The 19,059-nt window shown below is 56.6% G+C and carries 12 protein-coding genes and 1 pseudogene; 12 read left to right on the top strand and 1 reads right to left on the bottom strand.

What is annotated here, in order from left to right; translation table 11 throughout:
* Positions 1-2 precede the first annotated feature (2 nt).
* From ACJ77P_RS00160 to ACJ77P_RS00150, 3 genes and pseudogenes are all read left to right on the top strand, one after another.
* Positions 3-569, top strand: a complete 567-nt coding sequence (locus tag ACJ77P_RS00160; protein ID WP_367361269.1) for an MORN repeat-containing protein — start codon at positions 3-5, stop codon at positions 567-569.
* 140 nt (positions 570-709) lie between these two features.
* A pseudogene (locus ACJ77P_RS00155) lies at positions 710-970 on the top strand (DUF4062 domain-containing protein); the annotation flags it as partial.
* 306 nt (positions 971-1,276) lie between these two features.
* Positions 1,277-2,248, top strand: coding sequence for an ATP-binding protein (locus ACJ77P_RS00150; protein ID WP_408999440.1), 972 nt, complete (start codon positions 1,277-1,279; stop codon positions 2,246-2,248).
* Positions 2,249-2,319: 71 nt separating this feature from the next.
* On the opposite strand, the gene ACJ77P_RS00145 is transcribed toward ACJ77P_RS00150, so the two are convergent.
* Complete coding sequence (locus tag ACJ77P_RS00145) at positions 2,320-2,769, bottom strand: CBS domain-containing protein (RefSeq protein WP_367361267.1); 450 nt, start codon at positions 2,767-2,769, stop codon at positions 2,320-2,322.
* Between the two features lie 219 nt (positions 2,770-2,988).
* Here ACJ77P_RS00145 and ACJ77P_RS00140 point away from each other — a divergent pair, with 219 nt between their 5' ends.
* The 9 genes from ACJ77P_RS00140 to ACJ77P_RS00100 all read left to right on the top strand — a co-directional run bounded on the left by ACJ77P_RS00140 (position 2,989) and on the right by ACJ77P_RS00100 (position 19,055).
* Entirely contained in the window at positions 2,989-5,847 is a 2,859-nt protein-coding gene (locus tag ACJ77P_RS00140; protein WP_408998672.1) for an SNF2-related protein, read from the top strand.
* Positions 5,848-6,136: 289 nt separating this feature from the next.
* Positions 6,137-7,405 carry an AAA family ATPase gene (locus tag ACJ77P_RS00135; RefSeq protein ID WP_408998671.1) on the top strand — a complete coding sequence of 423 codons (1,269 nt, stop codon included), beginning with the start codon at positions 6,137-6,139 and terminating at the stop codon, positions 7,403-7,405.
* The gene (locus ACJ77P_RS00130) at positions 7,398-8,000 is read left to right on the top strand and encodes a hypothetical protein (RefSeq protein WP_408998670.1); all 603 of its coding nucleotides are present in this window, start codon (positions 7,398-7,400) and stop codon (positions 7,998-8,000) included. The genes ACJ77P_RS00135 and ACJ77P_RS00130 overlap by 8 nt, the downstream gene beginning before the upstream one ends.
* 9 nt (positions 8,001-8,009) lie before the next feature.
* Positions 8,010-9,644 (top strand): site-specific DNA-methyltransferase, encoded by a 1,635-nt coding sequence (locus tag ACJ77P_RS00125; RefSeq protein WP_408998669.1) that lies wholly within the window; start codon positions 8,010-8,012, stop codon positions 9,642-9,644.
* Positions 9,641-12,325, top strand: a complete 2,685-nt coding sequence (locus tag ACJ77P_RS00120; protein WP_408998668.1) for a DEAD/DEAH box helicase family protein — start codon at positions 9,641-9,643, stop codon at positions 12,323-12,325. The genes ACJ77P_RS00125 and ACJ77P_RS00120 overlap by 4 nt, the downstream gene beginning before the upstream one ends.
* Positions 12,326-12,487: 162 nt before the next feature.
* The gene (pcaD, locus tag ACJ77P_RS00115) at positions 12,488-13,285 is read left to right on the top strand and encodes a 3-oxoadipate enol-lactonase (protein ID WP_408998667.1); all 798 of its coding nucleotides are present in this window, start codon (positions 12,488-12,490) and stop codon (positions 13,283-13,285) included.
* Positions 13,286-13,316: 31 nt separating this feature from the next.
* Positions 13,317-13,925, top strand: coding sequence for a histidine phosphatase family protein (locus ACJ77P_RS00110; RefSeq protein ID WP_408998666.1), 609 nt, complete (start codon positions 13,317-13,319; stop codon positions 13,923-13,925).
* A gap of 162 nt (positions 13,926-14,087) precedes the next feature.
* The gene (locus ACJ77P_RS00105) at positions 14,088-16,355 is read left to right on the top strand and encodes an ATP-binding protein (protein ID WP_408998665.1); all 2,268 of its coding nucleotides are present in this window, start codon (positions 14,088-14,090) and stop codon (positions 16,353-16,355) included.
* Positions 16,356-16,685: 330 nt separating this feature from the next.
* Positions 16,686-19,055, top strand: coding sequence for a VIT domain-containing protein (locus tag ACJ77P_RS00100; RefSeq protein WP_408998664.1), 2,370 nt, complete (start codon positions 16,686-16,688; stop codon positions 19,053-19,055).
* Positions 19,056-19,059 lie beyond the last annotated feature (4 nt).

The following is a 19,059-nucleotide window of genomic DNA, read 5'->3' as shown; positions in this document are numbered from 1 at the left end:
CGTTGCAAAAGCTCATCAGGTTATTTTCCGGAAACGGCGGCATCGAGTTTCAGTGGGGCGAGGATTCCCACCTGGGGAAGGGCCTCTACGCCCATCCAGATGGGAGCAGCTATGAAGGACATTTTTCGGCGGGGCGCTTTTCAGGGGATGGCTCCTTCAAATGGCCCGACGGCAGCGAATACTCGGGCAGATGGGAGAACGGGCTTCCCTCCGGCCGGGGAATCCTGAACCTTCCCGACGGCGGCCGATATGAAGGGGAATGGAGCGCAGGCGCGATCGAGGGAACGGGGACCCTGATCCTGGCTGATGAAACGAGCTACGAAGGGCAGTGGAAAAACGGCCGAAAAGAAGGACAGGGAGTCATTTCCCTTCCCGACGGGAAAAGGTATGAAGGGCAGTGGAAAAACGACCAGTTCCACGGGCAGGGAATCCTGACCTTTCCCGACGGTTCCCGGTACGAAGGAGAATGGAAGGAAGACCAGTTTTACGGAAAGGGGATCTTGACCTTTCCCGACGGTTCTCAATATAATGGTCAATGGGAGGGCGATAAATTCAAATTTACAGCGTGACCGGTTCTCCCGCCGGTCTTTTCCGATGAATGAACGGCCTGTCCTGAAAGGCCAATCGGATGACCCACGGATTCACAGGGATGCCGACGGACCCGTCCCCGTGACGAAACAGCATAAAGAGCGGGAAAGAACGAATCACGATGACAACGAAGCTCCGCATTTACGTCGGTTCGGTTTCGATGGAACTGGAAGACGAACGCCTGATCCTCCAGAACCTGATGAACACGGACCCCTTTCTTTCCGCTTCCTGCATACCCCTCCTCTCAGATTGCGAGCCGGCCTCTCCGGGCAAAGCCCTGGAGGGATGCCTGCAATGCCTCGATGGCTGCCAGGTTTGCCTGCTTCTCATTGGAGTTGAATCGGCAGCGGCGGCACACGAACTCTCCATCCCCCATGCCGAGTACCGCCGTGCCAGGGAAAGGGGGCTTCCCATCCTCGCATTCATCAAGGGCGACCGCTCTATCCGGAGGGAAGGGGAAACCGCCGGGCTGCTGAAGGAACTCGATGCGGACGGGCTGGAATGCCGAGGTTTCGGCAATATCATCGAACTCCAGAAGGAAGTCCGGGATGCGCTGGTGGCGCTGCTTCGGGATCGGTACGAAATTTCACCGACGAGCGACGAGGATGACATCGCGGAATCGACCATCGAGGCCACCTCGGTTTTCGAATCCCGCCCCCTTGACCGGGTCCGCTGGTGCGATCTCGACATGAACGTCGCCCGCACCCTTCTCGCCTCGGCCCAGAAGTGCAGCCCCGGCGAGCTGTCCGAGGAGGACCTCCTCGCCGGTGCGATCCTGAGAGGGCTGGCCTGGTACGACTCCTCCTCCGGCGAACACTATGCCACCGCCGCCGGAATTGTCCTGCTGGCCAAAGACCCCTCGGCCGTCTTTCCCCAATGCCGCATCCTGGCGGACGCCTACAGGAGCGCGGTGCCCGACGGGGACCCGCGGGACCACGAGGACATCCGGGGTCCCATGCCGGTGGTCATTGAACGGGCGATCGGCTTCATCGACCGCAACACCCGCCACCCGATGCGCGTGGTCGGCCTCAACCGCATCCGCCTTGACGAATATCCCGTCGACGGGCTGCGCGAGGCGCTGGTCAATGCCGTGGCGCATCGGCAGTACGAAGACGCCGGCCGCAAGATCATCCTCGAAGTCTTTCCCGACCGGGTCGTGATTTCCAGCCCCGGCCTCCCGCCGCGGCCGATCACCCTGGCCAGCCTGCGCCGGGGCAGGTACCGGCCCTGTTCGCGCAATCCCGTCCTGGCCCAGTGCCTCTCCTATTTCCACCGCATCGAGGAGCGCGGCAGCGGCTTCCGCCGGATGCGCGACCACATGCTCAACCACGGGCTCGATCTGCCCCTTCTGAGCACGGACATGGGATATTTCCAGGTCACCTTTCCGGGGCCAGGCGAAGACATCGATCTCCTGCGCGTTCCGGACAGGCACGTTCGATTTTCCCCGGCCGCGGAGGCGCAGTTGAATGAACGGCAGCGGAAGATGCTGCAATGGCTGGCCGAAGGGCAGGAGCTGACGAGCCGCCAGTGCGAGGCGGCATTCGGCGTTTCCCGCCCGATCACCGCCGGCGACTTCGGGCTGCTGGTCGATCTGGGCCTGGCGGAAAAGCTGGGAGGAGGCCGCTCCACCCGCTACCGCCTGAAAAGCAGGAATCGTTAAGTAATCGTAAAGCTAAAAAGCGCTAATCGTAAACCTCCAAACTGTAACCCGGACCTGCTGATCGCCTTCTTTCATTCCCTGGTCTCTTTTTCCCGGTCGCGCTCCCTCACGAAAAGCCTTGCCAGGTCGGACAGTTCATCGGCCAGCAATTCGAGGAGATCCTCGATGGAGAGGATCCCCAGCAGGGTTTCCCTCTCATTGACAACGACGACCCGCCGGATCCCTCTTCCCCGCATATACTGGATCGTATCCCAGATGCCCCGGCTCTCCGATACGGAAAACAGCTCGGGACTCATCACATCTTCCACGAAAACGCTGTCCAGCGGCACTTCCTTGGCGATCAGCTCCACGACCAGATCCCGATCGGTGACGATCCCCACGGGCGCCACCTCGCCGTCCCGGTCTTCCACGACGACCAGTCCTCTTACATGATACTGGCGCATGAGTTTTGCCGCGTCCAGAATGCTGTCCTTCCGCCTCACGATGACCACATCGCGGTTGCAAATTTCTCCGATCGGCATCTCGTCACCTCCATAAAAATAGTTAACGCATTAGCATTATACAGGCAAGAGGCGGCCTGCACAACATCAAATCGGGAAACAGGATCACAGGGAAAAAGCAAGACCGCCAGGGACATGGAATCTATTTTGTTGTTATCTTTACATATTTGTGCTATGCGTCCCCTGTGCTGGCAAAACGGGAATGCTTGAATAAGCACCCCACAGGAAAGCAGATCTCTGATGTTCACCGACTATCAGGCAAAATATATCGCTTACGAATTGACCCGCCGATTTCCTCCGGACAGTGCGGAAAAAATGACCGCCACCCTGGTCGATGCCCAGGTTGATCTCAATCCCCATCAGATCGATGCAGCCCTTTTTGCCTTTCAATCGCCTTTTTCCAAGGGCGCTTTACTGGCAGATGAAGTGGGGCTGGGTAAAACCATCGAGGCGGGTCTTGTGCTTTCTCAGAAGTGGGCTGAACATAAGCGTCGCATTCTCGTCATAACTCCATCCAATTTGCGGAAACAGTGGTATCAGGAATTGACGGACAAGTTTTTCCTGCCCTGCCGCCTGCTGGAGTCCAAATCATACAATGATCATTGCAGGCAGGGCCGATTCCGTCCCTTCGAGGCGCCGGAAATTGTTATCTGCTCTTACCACTTTGCCAGAAGCAAGGCGAGCGATGTCCAATCCGTTCCCTGGGATCTGGTGGTCATTGATGAAGCGCATCGCCTGCGCAACGTCTATAAATCCTCCAATGTGATCGCCAGCACATTGAAGACGGCCCTGGCCGGGAAAGACAAGCTGCTTCTCACAGCCACGCCGCTGCAGAATTCCCTGCTGGAGCTCTTTGGTCTGGTCAGCTTCATCGACGAATACACCTTCGGAGACCTGAAAAGTTTCCGGGAACAGTTCACCAAGCTCAATCAAGAGCAAGTCTTCCAAACTCTCAAAACACGGCTGAAACCGGTCTGTCATCGCACGCTGCGGCGGCAGGTTTTGCCCTACATCAAATACACTCAGAGGCTGCCCATCGTTCAGGAATTTACACCGGAAGAAAGTGAGGACAGACTCTACAACCTGGTTTCGGAATATCTGCAAAGGGACAACCTGCAAGCCCTGCCGCCAAGTCAGCGTTCTCTGATGACGCTGGTCCTGCGCAAGCTTCTGGCATCCTCCACCTTCGCCATTGCGGGCGCTTTAGTTTCAATGTCCAGCAGACTTAAAGCCAAGATCCGAAAGGACTCCTTTCCCGAATCGTTCGAAGAAGAACTCGGGCAGGATTATGAAGCATTGGGAGAAACGGCCGATGAATGGAGTGAAGATGAGCCAGCAGAATCCCTCTCCCAGGAAGATCGGAAAATCATTGAACAGGAAATCGCTGATCTCGATGCCTTTGCCCGGCTGGCTACATCGATCGAGCACAATGCCAAGGGAAAGGCTCTGTTAAAAGCACTGGAAATTGCCTTTGCCAAGGCAACCGAAATCGGCGCGGCACAAAAAGCCGTCATTTTCACCGAATCGCGCCGTACCCAGAGTTACCTGTTACGCCTGCTTGCAGACAGCCCCTTTTCAGAAGGAATTGTCCTTTTCAACGGCTCCAATGCCGACGAATCCTCCCGTAAGATTTATCTGGACTGGCTGGAACGTCATCAGGGTACGGATCGGGTCAGCGGGTCGCGCACCGCCGATCTGCGCTCGGCGCTGGTTGATTATTTCCGTGAGCAGGGCCGGATCATGATCGCCACCGAAGCCGGGGCCGAAGGCATCAACCTCCAGTTCAGCTCCCTCGTCGTAAATTACGATCTCCCCTGGAACCCGCAACGGATTGAACAGCGCATCGGACGCTGCCACCGTTACGGCCAGCAGCATGACGTGGTCGTGGTCAACTTCCTCAATCGCAAAAATGCCGCCGATCTGCGGGTTTTTGAGCTTCTTTCCGAAAAGTTCAAGCTCTTCGAAGGAGTTTTCGGCGCAAGTGACGAAGTCCTCGGCGCCATCGAGTCCGGGGTGGATTTCGAAAAGCGCATCGCCGCCATTTATCAACGCTGCCGGAAACCGGAAGAAATTCAGAACGCTTTCGATCAGCTTCAGCTCGAACTCACTATGGAAATCAACGAGGCCATGGCCTACACACGTAAGCAGCTGCTGGAAAACTTTGATGATGAGGTCAGGGAAAAGCTCAGAATCCGTGACGAAGCCTCCAGGGCTTGCCTGAATCATTTCGAACGTCAGCTCATGCAGCTGACCCGCCATGAGCTGAACGGGCATGCCGAGTTCCTGGCCGATGGGGTTTTCCGATTGAACACTCCGCCCTTTCCCGAAAAGGCGGAGCAGATCCCTTTAGGCCTCTATGAATTGCCGCGACGCTCCGGAGAGGCCCATCTCTACCGACGGACCCATCCCCTTGCCGAAGCACTGCTGGAACGGGCCAAAAGCCGGGACCTGAGACCTGCCGAACTTGCCTTCGATTATTCCAGCCATGACGGCAAGGTCTCCGTTTTGGAATCCCTTATGGGCCGGGCCGGCTGGATGACGGCGTCGGTCTTCACGATTGAATCCCTCGATCATGCAGAAGACCACCTTATCGTGACCGCCCTGACCGACCAGGGTCACATGCTGGAAGAAGAAACGGCCGTTCGTCTCCTCAGCATACCGGCTCAGGTGACGGGTTATGTATCCGAACCGCCCCCTATGGCAATTTTAGAGGATGCCGCCCGACAGCGTCAGTCCGTTATTCAGAAAGAGATTTCTGCGCGCAATGCCCGTTTTTTCGAAGCCGAAGCGGAAAAACTCGACGGCTGGGCCGATGATCTGAAAGTGGGATTGGAGCGAGAAATAAAAGAACTGGATCAACAGATCAAAGAGGCGCGCCGCGCCGCCACCGCTGCGTTTACACTGGAGGAAAAGCTTGCCGGGCAGAAGCAGATCAAGGTTCTGGAATCCCAGCGCAACCAGAAGCGCCGGTCGCTATTCGATGCCCAGGATGATGTGGACCGGCAGCGGGAAGCGCTCATCGCACAGATTGAGGGCAAGTTGAGGCAAAGGGAAACCGTCCTACCGCTTTTTTTAATATGTTGGTCATTGAAGTCTTAGAATCAGCACAATATCGCTTGTATTAAAGACCAAGCTAAAGTCTCCCTTCCATAGGATACTGAATCTATAAATCAGCTTGCAAATAAACCGACGCCTCGTCTGGAAATCATTGATGTTAAATATGAAAACAGAAATTCACTTCAATCTGGAGCAGCATATTTAGCTTGACATTAGTTTGACTTTAGATTGTGCAGGGCATAAAAAAGATGATTAGATTTTAAGTCATTCGGATTGAGATTGACAGCAAGTACGGAAAAGCAGAACGGGATAATAAAAAGGGAGATGGAATATGATCAGACGATTCCAGGTGATCAACTACAAATCACTTAAAAACGTAGATGTCGGTCTGCCCAATCTTGTCGTGATTTTCGGACCGAATGCCGCCGGTAAAAGCAATCTCTTCGATGCGCTGAATCTGTTTTCCAAGATGGTCACCAAGAAAAATCTGAAAGAGGCTTTTGCCGAGCATCGCGGCGTTCCCCTGGAAGTTGTTCACTATGCATCCGGAGGAATTTCAGGCCTGAAGGAAAAAGAATATCATGATGTATCCTTCATCGGCGATATTGAAATCAGCGATCCCGTTGTTCGTGACGTTGAGGCGCGCATCCGGGAATTGAGGCGTGGCATCGAGAGCGCCGATTCTGTACCCCAGGGAAAAAGCATCATCACGCACCGTTTTCTCCGTTATGAGATTGACCTTCAAATCTCTTCTCATTCCGGTCAAGTGCGGATCATGAATGAACGCCTGACAGCCCTACGAAGAGACGGCTCTGAGAAAACGCGAACCCCTTTCATTGAAAAAGTAAACGGCAAAATCAGCCTTCGGATGGAAGGACAGGCGCACCCGACATTCCACGATATCGGACTTGACTATGCCATCGCATCGACGTCTCTCTATGCGCCGCATTACCCTCATATCACGGCGCTCCGCGAAGAGCTGTCCCGGTGCCATTTCTATTTTCTGGAACCCCGTGAACTGATGCGCCAGGGCAATGCCGTCGCCAAAGTGACCAATATCGGGCCTCGCGGCGAAGATCTCGCGGCCTTTTATTTTACCCTTCGCGAGATGCACCCTCCACAATTCAAGGCGGTCAAACTTGCCGCCATGCAGCTCCTTCCTCGGCTGAAAGACCTGGAGATCGAACGCACCGACGAGGCGGAATTGTTTCTAAGACTTTGTGAAGACAATGCCTCTTATTCAAATCGTCTGATTTCGGAAGGAACCCTGCGGGTATTGGGTCTGCTGGCCGTCCTGTCTCCGGTGACCGGCTCAACCATGATCGGCTACGAGGAGCCGGAAAACGGCGTTCACCCGAGAAGATTGAAAAATATCGCGGAACTGTTAAAAAATGCCGCCGACAGCAACCGGCAGATTCTCATCAATACCCACTCGCCCATTTTGCCGACCTACTTCAGTGACAAAGACCTGCTGGTATGTCAAAGGACGGAAGCCGGAACGGTCTTTATTCCATTTTCGACACTCGGCCCCCTGTTCCGCTCCGGAAACATTGAGCAATACCTCGAAGAGGAAATCGTGCGGGGGGATTTCGGTGGCTAAATATAAAATCTTTTTCTTTCTTGAAGATACGGCGCAGGAGTCCTTCATACCAGCTATCGTCGAACGCTTGATTCAGGATGAGGGAAAAGATATCAGCGACTACGACCTTCGCGTTCTCAGCGCCCGAGGCGGCGGTTCCATCCGCGCTTACAAGGATTTTCTCAAACAGGCGAAAAAACGAAATTATCTTGATGCCGATGTCCTGATCGTTGGATCGGACGGAAACTGCAATGGCTTTGTAAAAAGGAAGCAGCAGCTTCTCAACGCCTCCAGCGGCATCTTGTATCCGGAGATTATCTCAGCGGTTCCGGATCCTCATATTGAAAGATGGTATCTTCTGGACCGTCAAGCCCTCACCCATACCGCCGATGTGCCCATCCAAGTGGTATCGCCAACGGTTAAATGCGATAAGAATCATTATAAAACGCTCCTGAAAAAGGCTTTTGCCGACCAAGGCGTTATTCCCCTGATGGGCGGAGCCGAGTACGGCTCGCTTGTGGCAAAATCCATGGATCTTTATAATGCCGGTATCGCGGATCATTCGTTTGGTGACTTCATCGACCAGGTCCGATCGTGGCTGAAAAGGCAAAGGTGATGGAAAACAGTGAATCATAAACAGAAACTTGAACTGACCTGGATCGGAAAGGAGAATCGGCCGCGGCTGGAGCCGCGGATTCTGTTGGAAGATCCTGAAAAGTCTTACCATGCGGCGCGCAGGGTGACGGAGAAGGATCTCTTCGACAATAGGCTGATCTTCGGCGACAATCTGCTGGCCTTGAAAGCCTTGGAAGCGGAATATACGGGAAAGGTCAAATGCGTGTTCATCGATCCGCCTTACAACACCGGCAGCGCCTTCACCCATTACGACGACGGATTGGAGCATTCCATCTGGCTGTCCCTCATGCGCGACCGATTGGAGATTCTCCGAAGGCTTTTGTCCGATGATGGGTCACTCTGGATTACCATCGATGACAACGAATGCCATTATTTGAAAGTGCTGTGTGATGAAGTTTTCGGGCGGGGGAATTTCCTGAGTAATTTCATTTGGAAGAAAAGCTATGGTGGTGGCGCTAAATCGAAATGGTTCGTTGGCCTTCACGAACATGTTCTAAGTTATGTCAAGAATATAGAACAATTCCCTGAAATGTTTCTTCCACCTGATCCTGGTGCTTCGAAAAAATACTACAAATATTCGGATGAGAAGTTATCTTCAAGAGGTCCATATCGGCTGCAACCATTGGCAACAACCAGCATGGATGATCGCCCTAACTTACGTTATCCGATACACTTGCCAGGTGGTTCAGATATCTGGCCTGAAAAACAGTGGCAATGGTCGCAGGAACGGGTGCTCAAAGCAATAGCAAGTAATGAAATTGTCTTTACCGAAAAAAAGGGAAAGGTTACCGTTTCCTATAAACAATATTTGCGTGATGAGTCAGGCATGCAGCGCATGCGTAAGCCATACACTATTATTGATGGTCATTATACACAACATGGCACCTATGAAAGTATGGCGTTATTCGGATTAAATGACAAATTTTCGTTTCCGAAGCCTGAAGGGTTGATTCATTATATTCTTGAAGCCGCTACCAACCCCGGCGATCTCGTCCTCGACTCCTTCGCCGGTTCCGGCACCACCGGCTCCGTGGCCCACAAGATGGGACGACGCTGGATCATGGTGGAACTGGGCGAGCACTGCCATACCCACATCATCCCGCGCTTGAAGAAGGTCATCGACGGCGAAGACCCCGGCGGCATTACGAAAAGCGTCAAATGGAAAGGCGGCGGCGGGTTCCGCTACTACCGGCTGGCCCCGTCCCTGCTGGAAAAGGACAAATGGGGAAACTGGGTCATCAACAAAACATACAATTCTCCCATGCTGGCCGAGGCGCTCTGCAAGCTGGAGGGGTTCACCTACGCCCCCAGCGATTCCATCTATTGGCAGCATGGGCACTCTACGGAGCGGGATTTTATCTATGTGACCACGGCCAACCTGAACCACGAGCAACTGCTGCAGCTCTCCGACGAGGTGGGACCGAACCGCTCGCTCCTGGTGCTCTGCACCGCCTTCCGGGGACGGGAGGATTACCCGAGCCTGACGGTCAAGAAGATCCCCCGGCAGGTTCTTTCCCGGTGCGAGTGGGGACATGACGATTACAGCCTGCGGGTGGAGAATCTGCCCAAAGCGCCCTCCCCGCCGGAACAGGGGGATCTTTTCGAGGAGGGAGGCGATTCATGAACCGACAGGTGAACGCCATTTCTGGCCGCTTGAGCCTGCGTCCGCCACAGCGACTTTCCCTGGAAATTCTGGACCGCATCATGGAGATCGCCCCTCCGGGCAAGGAGGCCGTTCTGGGCGCCCAGCTTGCGGCCATCCAGAGCGAGTTTCCCACCGTGGCGGATTTCGAGCGGGACTTTCCCTCGCTGTGCTTTGCCCTCGCGACCGGCGTCGGGAAAACGCGGCTCATGGGGGCCTTCATCAGCTACCTGCACCTGGCCCACGGCATCGACAACTTCTTCGTCCTCGCGCCGAACCTCACCATCTACAACAAGCTCATCGCCGATTTCACGCCCAACACGCCGAAATACGTGTTCAAGGGCATCGCGGAATTTGCCACGGACGCCCCGGCGATCGTCACCGGCGACAATTACGAAGGTACGGCGGTCACGCTCTTCGACGCCTTGCTGCGCTGCAAGATCAACATCTTCAACATCTCCAAGATCAACTCCGAGGTGCGCGGCGGGAAATCGCCCCGCATCAAGCGCCTTTCCGAATATATCGGCCAGAGCTATTTCGATTACCTGGCGGGCCTGCCGGACCTGGTGCTGCTCATGGACGAATCGCACCGTTACCGGGCCAGCGCCGGGGTGCGGGCCATCAATGAGCTGAAACCGATCCTGGGCCTGGAATTGACCGCCACGCCTTTCGTGGAAACGAGCCGCGGGGCGATTCCCTTCAAGAACGTCATTTACGACTATCCCCTGGGCAAGGCGATGTCCGACGGGTTTGTGAAGGAGCCGGCCGTCGTGACCCGTAAGAATTTCAGCCCGGCCGGCATGTCTCCCCAGGAGATCGAACGGCTGAAGCTGGAGGATGGCGTCCGGCTGCATGAAAGCGTGAAAGTGGAACTGGAGACCTATGCGCGGGAAAGCGGAAAATCCATCGTGAAGCCTTTCCTGCTGGTGATTGCCCGAGATACGACCCATGCAGGCCAGTTGATGCAATTGATCCGGTCGGACGCTTTCTTTGAGGGAAGATACCGGGACAAGGTCATTCAGGTGGACTCCAGCCGGACCGGCAGGGAAGAGGAAGAGATGATCGAACGCCTGCTCCAGGTGGAAGCGACGTCGGAACCGACGGAGATCGTCATTCACGTCAACATGCTCAAAGAAGGATGGGACGTAACGAACCTCTATACCATCGTTCCCCTCCGGGCGGCCAATGCCCGCATCCTCATTGAACAGTCCATCGGCCGGGGCCTCCGCCTGCCCTACGGCAAACGGACCGGCGTCATGGCCGTGGACCGTCTGAACATCATCGCCCACGACAAGTTTCAGGAAATCATCGACGAGGCCAACCGCCCCGATTCGGCAATCCGGCTGCAGGGCGTCGTGCTGGACGAGGCGGCGCTGGGGCAGAAGACGGTCACGGTGGTATCGCAGACGAATCTGGCGACGAAACTGGGGGTCAAACCGCAACAGGCGACGGGAAGCACGACGTTGGCAGGTCAGGGGCAGGCTCAGGCTTTTCCGAAACCGGAAGAGCAGCACGTGGCGAAGATCGCCTGGGACGTTATCCGCAAGCTGGAAAATCAGCCGCAGCTCATCCCGGACATTCATTCCTTGAAAAAGCCGGAGATTCAAGCGGCCATTATAAAAACGGTAGAGGAACAGCGTCAGCCCGCGCAGTTGGAACTGGAGGGCATGACGGAAAAACCGGATATCGCAGCCGTCGTGGCCAAAACGGTCGAATTGTTTACCGAACAGACCATCAACATCCCCCGTATCCTCGTGACGCCGAAGGGGGAAGTGAAGTCGGGTTTCAAACCCTTTACGCTGTCCCTGGAGACACTGAAGTATCCGGCCGTTTCCGATGAGCTTTGGATTCAGCATCTCCGCACTCATCAAACGGAAGTGCTGGCATTGAACCGCGGCGGAATTGAAGAAGTACGTCCAGAGGATTACGTGGTGAGCGGCCTGGTCGATTTCGATGACATTTCTTATGACGATCATGCCGATCTTCTCTACAATCTGGCCGCACAGACGGTGCGGCATTTTCAAACCTATCTTTCCAAGGAAGAAACGCGGAAGGTGCTCCGCTGTTACCAGCGGGATATCGCGCGGTTCATCCATGTGCAGATGCAGGACCATTATTGGGAGGATGCGGCCGGTTACGAAGTGATCGTGAGCAAAGGTTACACGGAGCTGAAGGAAAGCGCCTATACCTGTTCCGCAGCGGAGCCGCCTATGGATTACCATGTGTCTCCTGTAGACAAGAGCAACATGGCGAAATATCTCTTCAACGGTTTTACCCGTTGCCTGTATCCGGTACAGAAGTTCGACTCGGAAGCGGAACGTCGGCTGGCCTTGATTCTAGACAGGGATTCCCTCAAGTGGTTCAAACCCGCCAAAGGCCAGTTCCAGCTCTTTTATCGTCATGGCGCCGACCATCTTGAATATCAGCCGGATTTTGTCGCGGAAACGGCGGATACAATTTTTATGCTCGAACCGAAAGCCCGGAATCAGATGGAGGATGAGATTGTGTTGGTAAAAAAGGAGGCGGCTGTTCAGTGGTGCGCCAACGCATCGAACCATGCGTTAAGCAGCGGCGGCAAACCTTGGCGTTATATTCTCATCCCCCATGACGAAATTTCCACGAACATCACCCTGGATGCCTTGGCGAAGCGATTCGGCCTGTGAATTTATATAGGGTGAAATAAGCAGATCGCTCTATAAAGACCCGCATGGCGAGTTTTCGGTCCTTGACCGGCCTTGCCCCGCGGAGAGATGACGAAGCGGCGGGGGGATTGCGTGACAATATATCAATGCATCAGACATGACCGTTAAGATCAGGAGGTTGAAATGCCGCTGGCAAAGGTGAATGGAACGGAGCTTTATTACGCGCTTGAAGGCCCCGAACAGGGGGAGGTCGTGATGTTTTCGAATTCTCTGGCATCAGACCTCAGGATATGGAAATTTCAGGCGCCTGCGTTGGCGGAAGCCGGTTACCGGCTGCTGCGTTATGACAGCCGCGGCCACGGGCAGTCGGCCTCCCCGCCCGGCCCTTACTCCATGGAAATGCTGGCCCTGGACGCCGTGGGACTGCTGGATGCTCTGGGGTTGGAGAAGGTCCATTTCTGCGGACTTTCCCTGGGGGGCATGACCGGCCAGATGATGGGGGCCTTCCATGGGGAGCGCCTGCTCTCCCTGATCCTCTCCGACACGACGTCCTGCACGGCGTCTCCGGAGGTCTGGGACGAGCGCATCCAGATGGTCCGGAAGGATGGAATGGCGGCCGTGGCTGATGCCACGATCGACCGCTGGTTCACCAGGGCGGGCCAGGAGCGCCTGCCGGAAGAGGTGAACGAGATCCGCGGGATGATCCTGAACATGTCCATCGAAGGGTTCTGCGGATGCTGCGAAGCGATCCGCCCCCTGGACCTCCGCCGGGCGATATCCGGCATTTCCGCCCGGACCCTCGTCATCGTCGGGGAGCAGGACGAGGGGACTCCCGTCTCGGAGGCGGTTTATCTGCATGAGCGAATTCTCTTCTCCGAGCTGAACGTCATTCCCGGTGCGGCCCACCTGGTCAATGTGGAACAGGCCGAACGCTTCAACGCCGCCGTCCTTGGATTTCTGAAAACCCTCAAGACGCCCTGATTTCGCGAAAAGGCGCATTCGCGGAGAAAAGATGATCCTGATTCTGGTTCGACATGGCATAACCCCCTGGAACGAGGAAAGAAGAATCCAGGGCTTAACCGATGTAGACCTGAGCGCCGCCGGGCTGGATCAAGTCCGGCGGCTTGCCCTTTCCCTGAAGGATTTCCCGATTGCTTCAATCTATTCGAGCCCCCTGGTCCGCGCCCGGAAAACGGCCGAAATCATCAACGAGTTTCACCAGGCCCCCCTTCACCTGTCATCCGATCTGACGGAAATGAACCATGGCGATTTTGAAGGCCTCACGATCCCGGAGCTGATGGCGCACCACAGGGACTTCCTCAGGAAATGGCTTGCTGATCCGGCTTCGGTAGGCATGCCCCATGGGGAATCTTTTCTGGATGTCCAAACCCGGGTCTGGAAGGTCATCGAGGGCATCCTCGCCAACTCCCGAAACGCGCTGGTCGTTGCCCACAACTTTACCCTGGCGTCCATTCTCTGCAGGATCAAAAACCTTCCCCTCGCCGAATTCCGATCCCTCTGCGTCGATCCCGCTTCCAGAACCGTCATTCGATTCTGCAACGGATCGGCGGACATCGAGTTATTCAACGACCGGCCTTATCTCAACGGCGGGCAGCCCTAGAGCATCTCCTCCAGTAAACCTCCCCGGAAAGGCCGTTCCATGGCCCGGGTATGGAGCAGTTTATGCAAGTCCAAGAGTGTTCCCGCACGAAGGGATCAACGATTTTCAAAATAAGGCGGACAAGGCCCAGTCAGGCTGACTGCCGGGGGCACGAAGCCGCTCATGAATGGAATGGAATCAAAGCATACGCCCACTTCCCGCTCAATACAATTTCACCTTTCGGATGGTGCATTCCGCCTTCTCTTTGCCCTGTCCGTGTTGACGGTGATCATCGTTTCCACGTGTCTGGCCATGCTTCGAGCCGACCGGGAACTCCGCACCGACCTGCTTCCGCAGGTCGCCATGATCGCCACGGCCATCAACCCGCAGCGGATGACTTCGCTGAAAGGAACGGCGGCAGACCTCACCTCACCCGATTATCTGCGGATCAAGGCGCAGCTGGCCAACATCCGCCGCTCCAATCCCAGGTGCCGTTTCCTGTATCTCATAAGCCGCAGGCCGGATGGCTCCATCGTTTTTCATGTGGATTCGGAACCCCATACCTCAAGGGACTGTTCACCGCCTGGACAGGTCTACAGCGAAGCCTCGAAAGAGCTTCACGCCGTTTTCGACACCGGACGGGCCGCCGTCAGAGGCCCCTATGAGGACCGCTGGGGAACCTGGGTAAGTGCATTCGTGCCACAGCCCAAACCGGCAACCGGCGGCGTACAGATGGTCTTCGGCATGGACATTGCCGCCAGCGAATGGATGTGGACCGTGGCCCTGCGGGCGGTTCCCCTGGCAGGCCTTGCCGTGGTCGCCGTCATGCTCACCCTGCTCGCAGCGTCGCTTTACGGAAAGCGCCGCGAGCTTCGCACCCGCCAGGAGGAGCTGCGGCAGGCGGAAGCGGCTCTCCGCGGCATTTTCAACGCCACTCCCATCGGTCTTGCCACGATCAAGGATCATGTCTTTCAGCGGGTCAACAAGGTCTGGTGCGACAGCTTCGGCTATTCCGAAACCGAAATCATCGGAAAAGACGCCCGGATGATGTACCGCGATGAGGCGGAGTATCGGCAGGCGGAGCGGGAGTTGTTTCTTCAGCTCTCATCGCAGGGCGTCGCCTCCATTCAGACCATCAACCGGCGCAAGGACGGCGCTCTGCGCAATGTCATTCTGAGCGCGGCGCTTCTGCCATCTGCCGCGCCTTCCCAGGAAGCGGTGGTAGCTGTCGAGGATATCACGGAGCGCAAGCGACTCGAGGAGCGGCTGAAGCGCGCCGAGAAAATGGAAGCCCTGGGAACGCTGGCCGGGGGTGTCGCCCACGATCTCAACAACGTTCTCGGGGTCATGGTCGGCTATTCGGAACTCCTCCTGGAAATGCTGCCTCCGCAGAGCCTTATGAGCAGATACGCGGATTCCATCATGAAATCCTGCGTTAAGGGCGCGGCCATTATCCAGGATCTTTTGACGCTGGCCAGAAGAGGGGTCACCGTTTCGGAAGTCGTCAATCTGAACACAGTGATTCTGGACTATCTCAAAAGTCCGGAGTTTGAAAAGATGAACTCTTACCATCCTGATGTGAAGATCGCGGCAGACCTTGACGAGAGCCTTTTGAACCTCAGGGGGTCGCCCGTTCACCTGGGGAAAATGGTCATGAACCTGGTCTCCAATGCAACCGAGGCCATCCCGGGGCGGGGAGAGGTCACGATCCGGACGGAGAACCGGCACCTGGACAAGCCCCTGCAGGGATACGAGGAGATGAAGGAGGGGGATTATCTCGTCTTGACGGTTTCCGATACCGGCAACGGGATTTCTACGGAGGACCTGGGCAAGATTTTTGAGCCCTTCTACACCAAGAAAGTGATGGGAAGAAGCGGAACCGGACTGGGATTGTCCGTCGTCTGGGGTACCGTGAAGGACCACCAGGGTCACATCGACGTTCAGAGCGAGGAGGGCAGGGGGAGCAGCTTTGCCCTTTACTTCCCGGTCACCAGGGAAGAGGTCGTCCAGCGGAGGCAGGCGATTTCGCCCGATTCCTACCGAAGCAGGGGAGAATCCATTCTCGTTGTGGATGATGTTCAGGAACAGAGGGAACTGGCGATGAGCATGCTGAGCAAGCTCGGTTATCACGTTGAGGCCGCCGCCAGCGGAGAAGAGGCCGTCGAGCGCATCCACAGGAAAAAAGCCGATCTTGTGGTGCTGGACATGATCATGGATCCGGGAATCGACGGGATGGAGACCTTCCGGAGAATCCGCGAGATCGAGCCCGGGCAGAAGGCCGTAATCGTCAGCGGCTTTTCAGAAACGGAGCGGGTACGTAACGCGCAGAAAATGGGCGCCGGAACGTTCGTCCGGAAACCTTATATCCTGGAAAAAATCGGGGTGGCCGTCCGGCATGAACTGGACCGTGCCCGGCAGGAATCCGCCCTCCCCGAAATCCCTGTATCCTGACGGACCGGCATTCTACCGAAGGCAGGATTTCTTTGGCGCGCCCTCGGGCCGACTCCTGCCGGAACGTTCAACGGCATGTTCAAACATCCCGCACATCGAGGCTGACCGCTCCGGGTTCCTCCGCAATCAGAGCGCTCCCATCGAGCCCCCTGTTATGTTGCCACATCCCCGTCAGTTCCCCGGAAGCGGGCCGTGGCTCAAAGGGTGCCCCGATGAACCCCGCCCCGAGGACGGACGGGCCCGTTTCATTTTTTTGGGAACTTTTCGAGAACCTTCCTTGTCTAAGCTTTCATAAGTCGGAAACACATTTTCGCCTCAGAGGAGATTGCCATGAAAAGATTGAGCAGACTGCTGGCCGTCCTGATCGTGACGGCCGTCATACTTCCCTGGAATGCCGCCCTGTCGCAACCGGACAGATCGGCGGAGGACCGCACCCTGTCCCCCTATTTTCTGGTAAAAAGCGACAGCCCCACCCTGGATCGGCTTCCCTTGAAAGCCACCTCCGCAGCGGTCACTATCTCCGGCGTGATCGCCGATGTAACGGTCACCCAACGCTACCGCAATGAGGGGAAAAAGCCTCTGGAGGCGGTCTATGTCTTTCCCGCCTCCACAAGGGCCGCCGTCTACGGCATGAAAATGACGATCGGCAAGCGGGTCATCGAGGCCAGAATCAAGAAGCGCGATGAGGCGCGCCGGGACTACGAGCAGGCCCGGAACGAGGGGCGGAGCGCCTCTCTCCTGGAGCAGCAGCGGCCCAATGTGTTCCAGATGAATGTGGCCAACATCCTGCCGGGAGACGAGATCGCGGTGGAGTTGAAATACACGGAACTGCTCATGCCGGAAAACCGGGTGTACGAATTCGTTTATCCCACCGTCGTCGGCCCCCGCTATTCCAATACGCAGGCCGATTCGGCGCCGCCTTCAGAATCGTGGAGCGCCAACCCCTATCTTCATTCCGGCGAAGCCCCTCCCTACGATTTTGACATATCGGTCAGCCTGGCAACGGGTCTGCCGGTCCGGGACATCTCCAGCCCCTCCCATTCCGTGAACACAGCGTTTCAAGGACCGGCCCGGGCTCAAGTCCTGCTCGATCCGTCGGAAAAGTCGGGGGGAAACCGCGATTACATCCTCCGCTACCGCCTTGACGGCGACAACGTCCAATCCGGCCTGCTCCTCTACCGGGGCGAACAGGAGAATTTCTTCCTCCTGATGATGCAGCCGCCCAGAAGGATTGCCCCCGAACAGATCCCCGGCCGGGAATACATCTTCATCGTCGATGTTTCGGGATCGATGTACGGCTTTCCCCTGGACATCTCCAAGCAGCTACTAGCCAACCTGATCGGCGGCCTGCGCCCCTCGGACCGGTTCAACGTCCTGCTCTTCTCCGGGGGTTCGTCCCTGATGTCCGAGGAGTCCCTGCCGGCCACGGCGGAAAATGTCCGGCGGGCCATTGCTCTTCTTGAGGGCCAGCGGGGCGGCGGCGGAACGGAAATACTGCCGGCCCTGAAGCGCGCCCTCTCCCTCAAAAAGCGCGAACAGGACTCGCGGACCCTGGTCGTCGTCACCGACGGCTATGTGACCGTTGAGGAAGAGGTCTTCGATCTCATCCGGCACAATCTCGACAACGCCAACCTGTTTGCCTTCGGAATCGGGACGAGCGTCAACCGCCACCTCATCGAAGGGATGGCGCGGACCGGCATGGGCGAGCCTTTCATCATCGACAAGCGGGAAACAGCGCAGTCCAGGGCGGAGCGCTTCCGCGCCATGATTTCTGCGCCGGTACTGACCCAGGTGAAGGTGGATTTTGAAGGCTTTTCCGCTTATGATGTGGAACCGGTTTCCCTGCCCGATGTTCTGGCCGAGCGTCCCGTGATCCTCTTCGGAAAATGGCGTGGGAAACCCGGTGGCCATGTGACGCTGACGGGAATCTCCGGGAAAGGACCCTATTCCGAGTCCCTCGCAGTGGCAGGGGTCACGCCGCTGCCGGAAAATGCGGCCCTTCGTTATCTCTGGGCACGCCACCGCATTGCGCTCCTTTCCGATTACAACCGGCTCCGGGAAAAGCGGGAGCGCAGCGAAGAAGTGACGAACCTGGGACTGACCTACAACCTTTTGACAGCCCATACCTCCTTCGTTGCGGTGGACAGCGAGGTTCGGCAGGGAGGCAAACCCACCACCGTGCAACAGCCGTTGCCCCTGCCCCAGGGTGTTTCAGATTACGCAGTGGGAGGCGCCATGGGAAAGGGCAGGATGTTGTCTTACGCCCCACTGGCCGCCCCGGTCCGCGAACAATCGGCCACCCTGGATAGCGCCATGCCCCCGGACGGGAAGGCGGAGAAGAAAAAGGACGGATCCGGGAAAGCCCGGCCCGGCACCGTTTCTCTATCCGTGAACAGGATCGAAGTGGCGGGAGGCCTCTCGCAGGAGGACGCAGCGGGAATCGTGAAGGGGCAGCTTTCCACCCTGGAGTCCTGCCTGGCGGGAAAGGTGTTTCACGTGAAACAGACCTTTATCCTGGTCCTTTCTCCCGACGGCACGGTTCGTAAGGTCACCGCTTCCCCGGCAGCGCTGAAGGATGCCGCTGTAAATTCCTGCCTCCTGGAGCGGATGAAGAAGTGGCGTTTTCCCGCTGCCGGAAACGGAAAAGAATCCAGGATAACGCTTACACTGGTATTAAGGACAATCCCACAGGTGCGATAGCCTC

Origin of the sequence: Syntrophus buswellii (genome assembly GCF_046097065.1) — a bacterium.
Classification (GTDB): Bacteria; Desulfobacterota; Syntrophia; order Syntrophales; family Syntrophaceae; genus Syntrophus; species Syntrophus buswellii.
The sequence above is the reverse complement of the archived record's forward strand: the minus strand, read 5'-3'. Positions and strand labels throughout refer to the sequence as shown.

What these genes read in the sequence shown, in the direction of transcription:
- ACJ77P_RS00150 (WP_408999440.1), top strand. Translation starts at nt 1,277, where the DNA reads ATGAACGTCGCCCGCACCCTTCTCGCCTCGGCCCAGAAGTGCAGCCCC.
- ACJ77P_RS00145 (WP_367361267.1), bottom strand. Translation starts at nt 2,769, where the DNA reads ATGCCGATCGGAGAAATTTGCAACCGCGATGTGGTCATCGTGAGGCGG.
- ACJ77P_RS00140 (WP_408998672.1), top strand. Translation starts at nt 2,989, where the DNA reads ATGTTCACCGACTATCAGGCAAAATATATCGCTTACGAATTGACCCGC.
- ACJ77P_RS00135 (WP_408998671.1), top strand. Translation starts at nt 6,137, where the DNA reads ATGATCAGACGATTCCAGGTGATCAACTACAAATCACTTAAAAACGTA.
- ACJ77P_RS00120 (WP_408998668.1), top strand. Translation starts at nt 9,641, where the DNA reads ATGAACCGACAGGTGAACGCCATTTCTGGCCGCTTGAGCCTGCGTCCG.
- pcaD (WP_408998667.1), top strand. Translation starts at nt 12,488, where the DNA reads ATGCCGCTGGCAAAGGTGAATGGAACGGAGCTTTATTACGCGCTTGAA.
- ACJ77P_RS00110 (WP_408998666.1), top strand. Translation starts at nt 13,317, where the DNA reads ATGATCCTGATTCTGGTTCGACATGGCATAACCCCCTGGAACGAGGAA.
- ACJ77P_RS00105 (WP_408998665.1), top strand. Translation starts at nt 14,088, where the DNA reads ATGAATGGAATGGAATCAAAGCATACGCCCACTTCCCGCTCAATACAA.
- ACJ77P_RS00100 (WP_408998664.1), top strand. Translation starts at nt 16,686, where the DNA reads ATGAAAAGATTGAGCAGACTGCTGGCCGTCCTGATCGTGACGGCCGTC.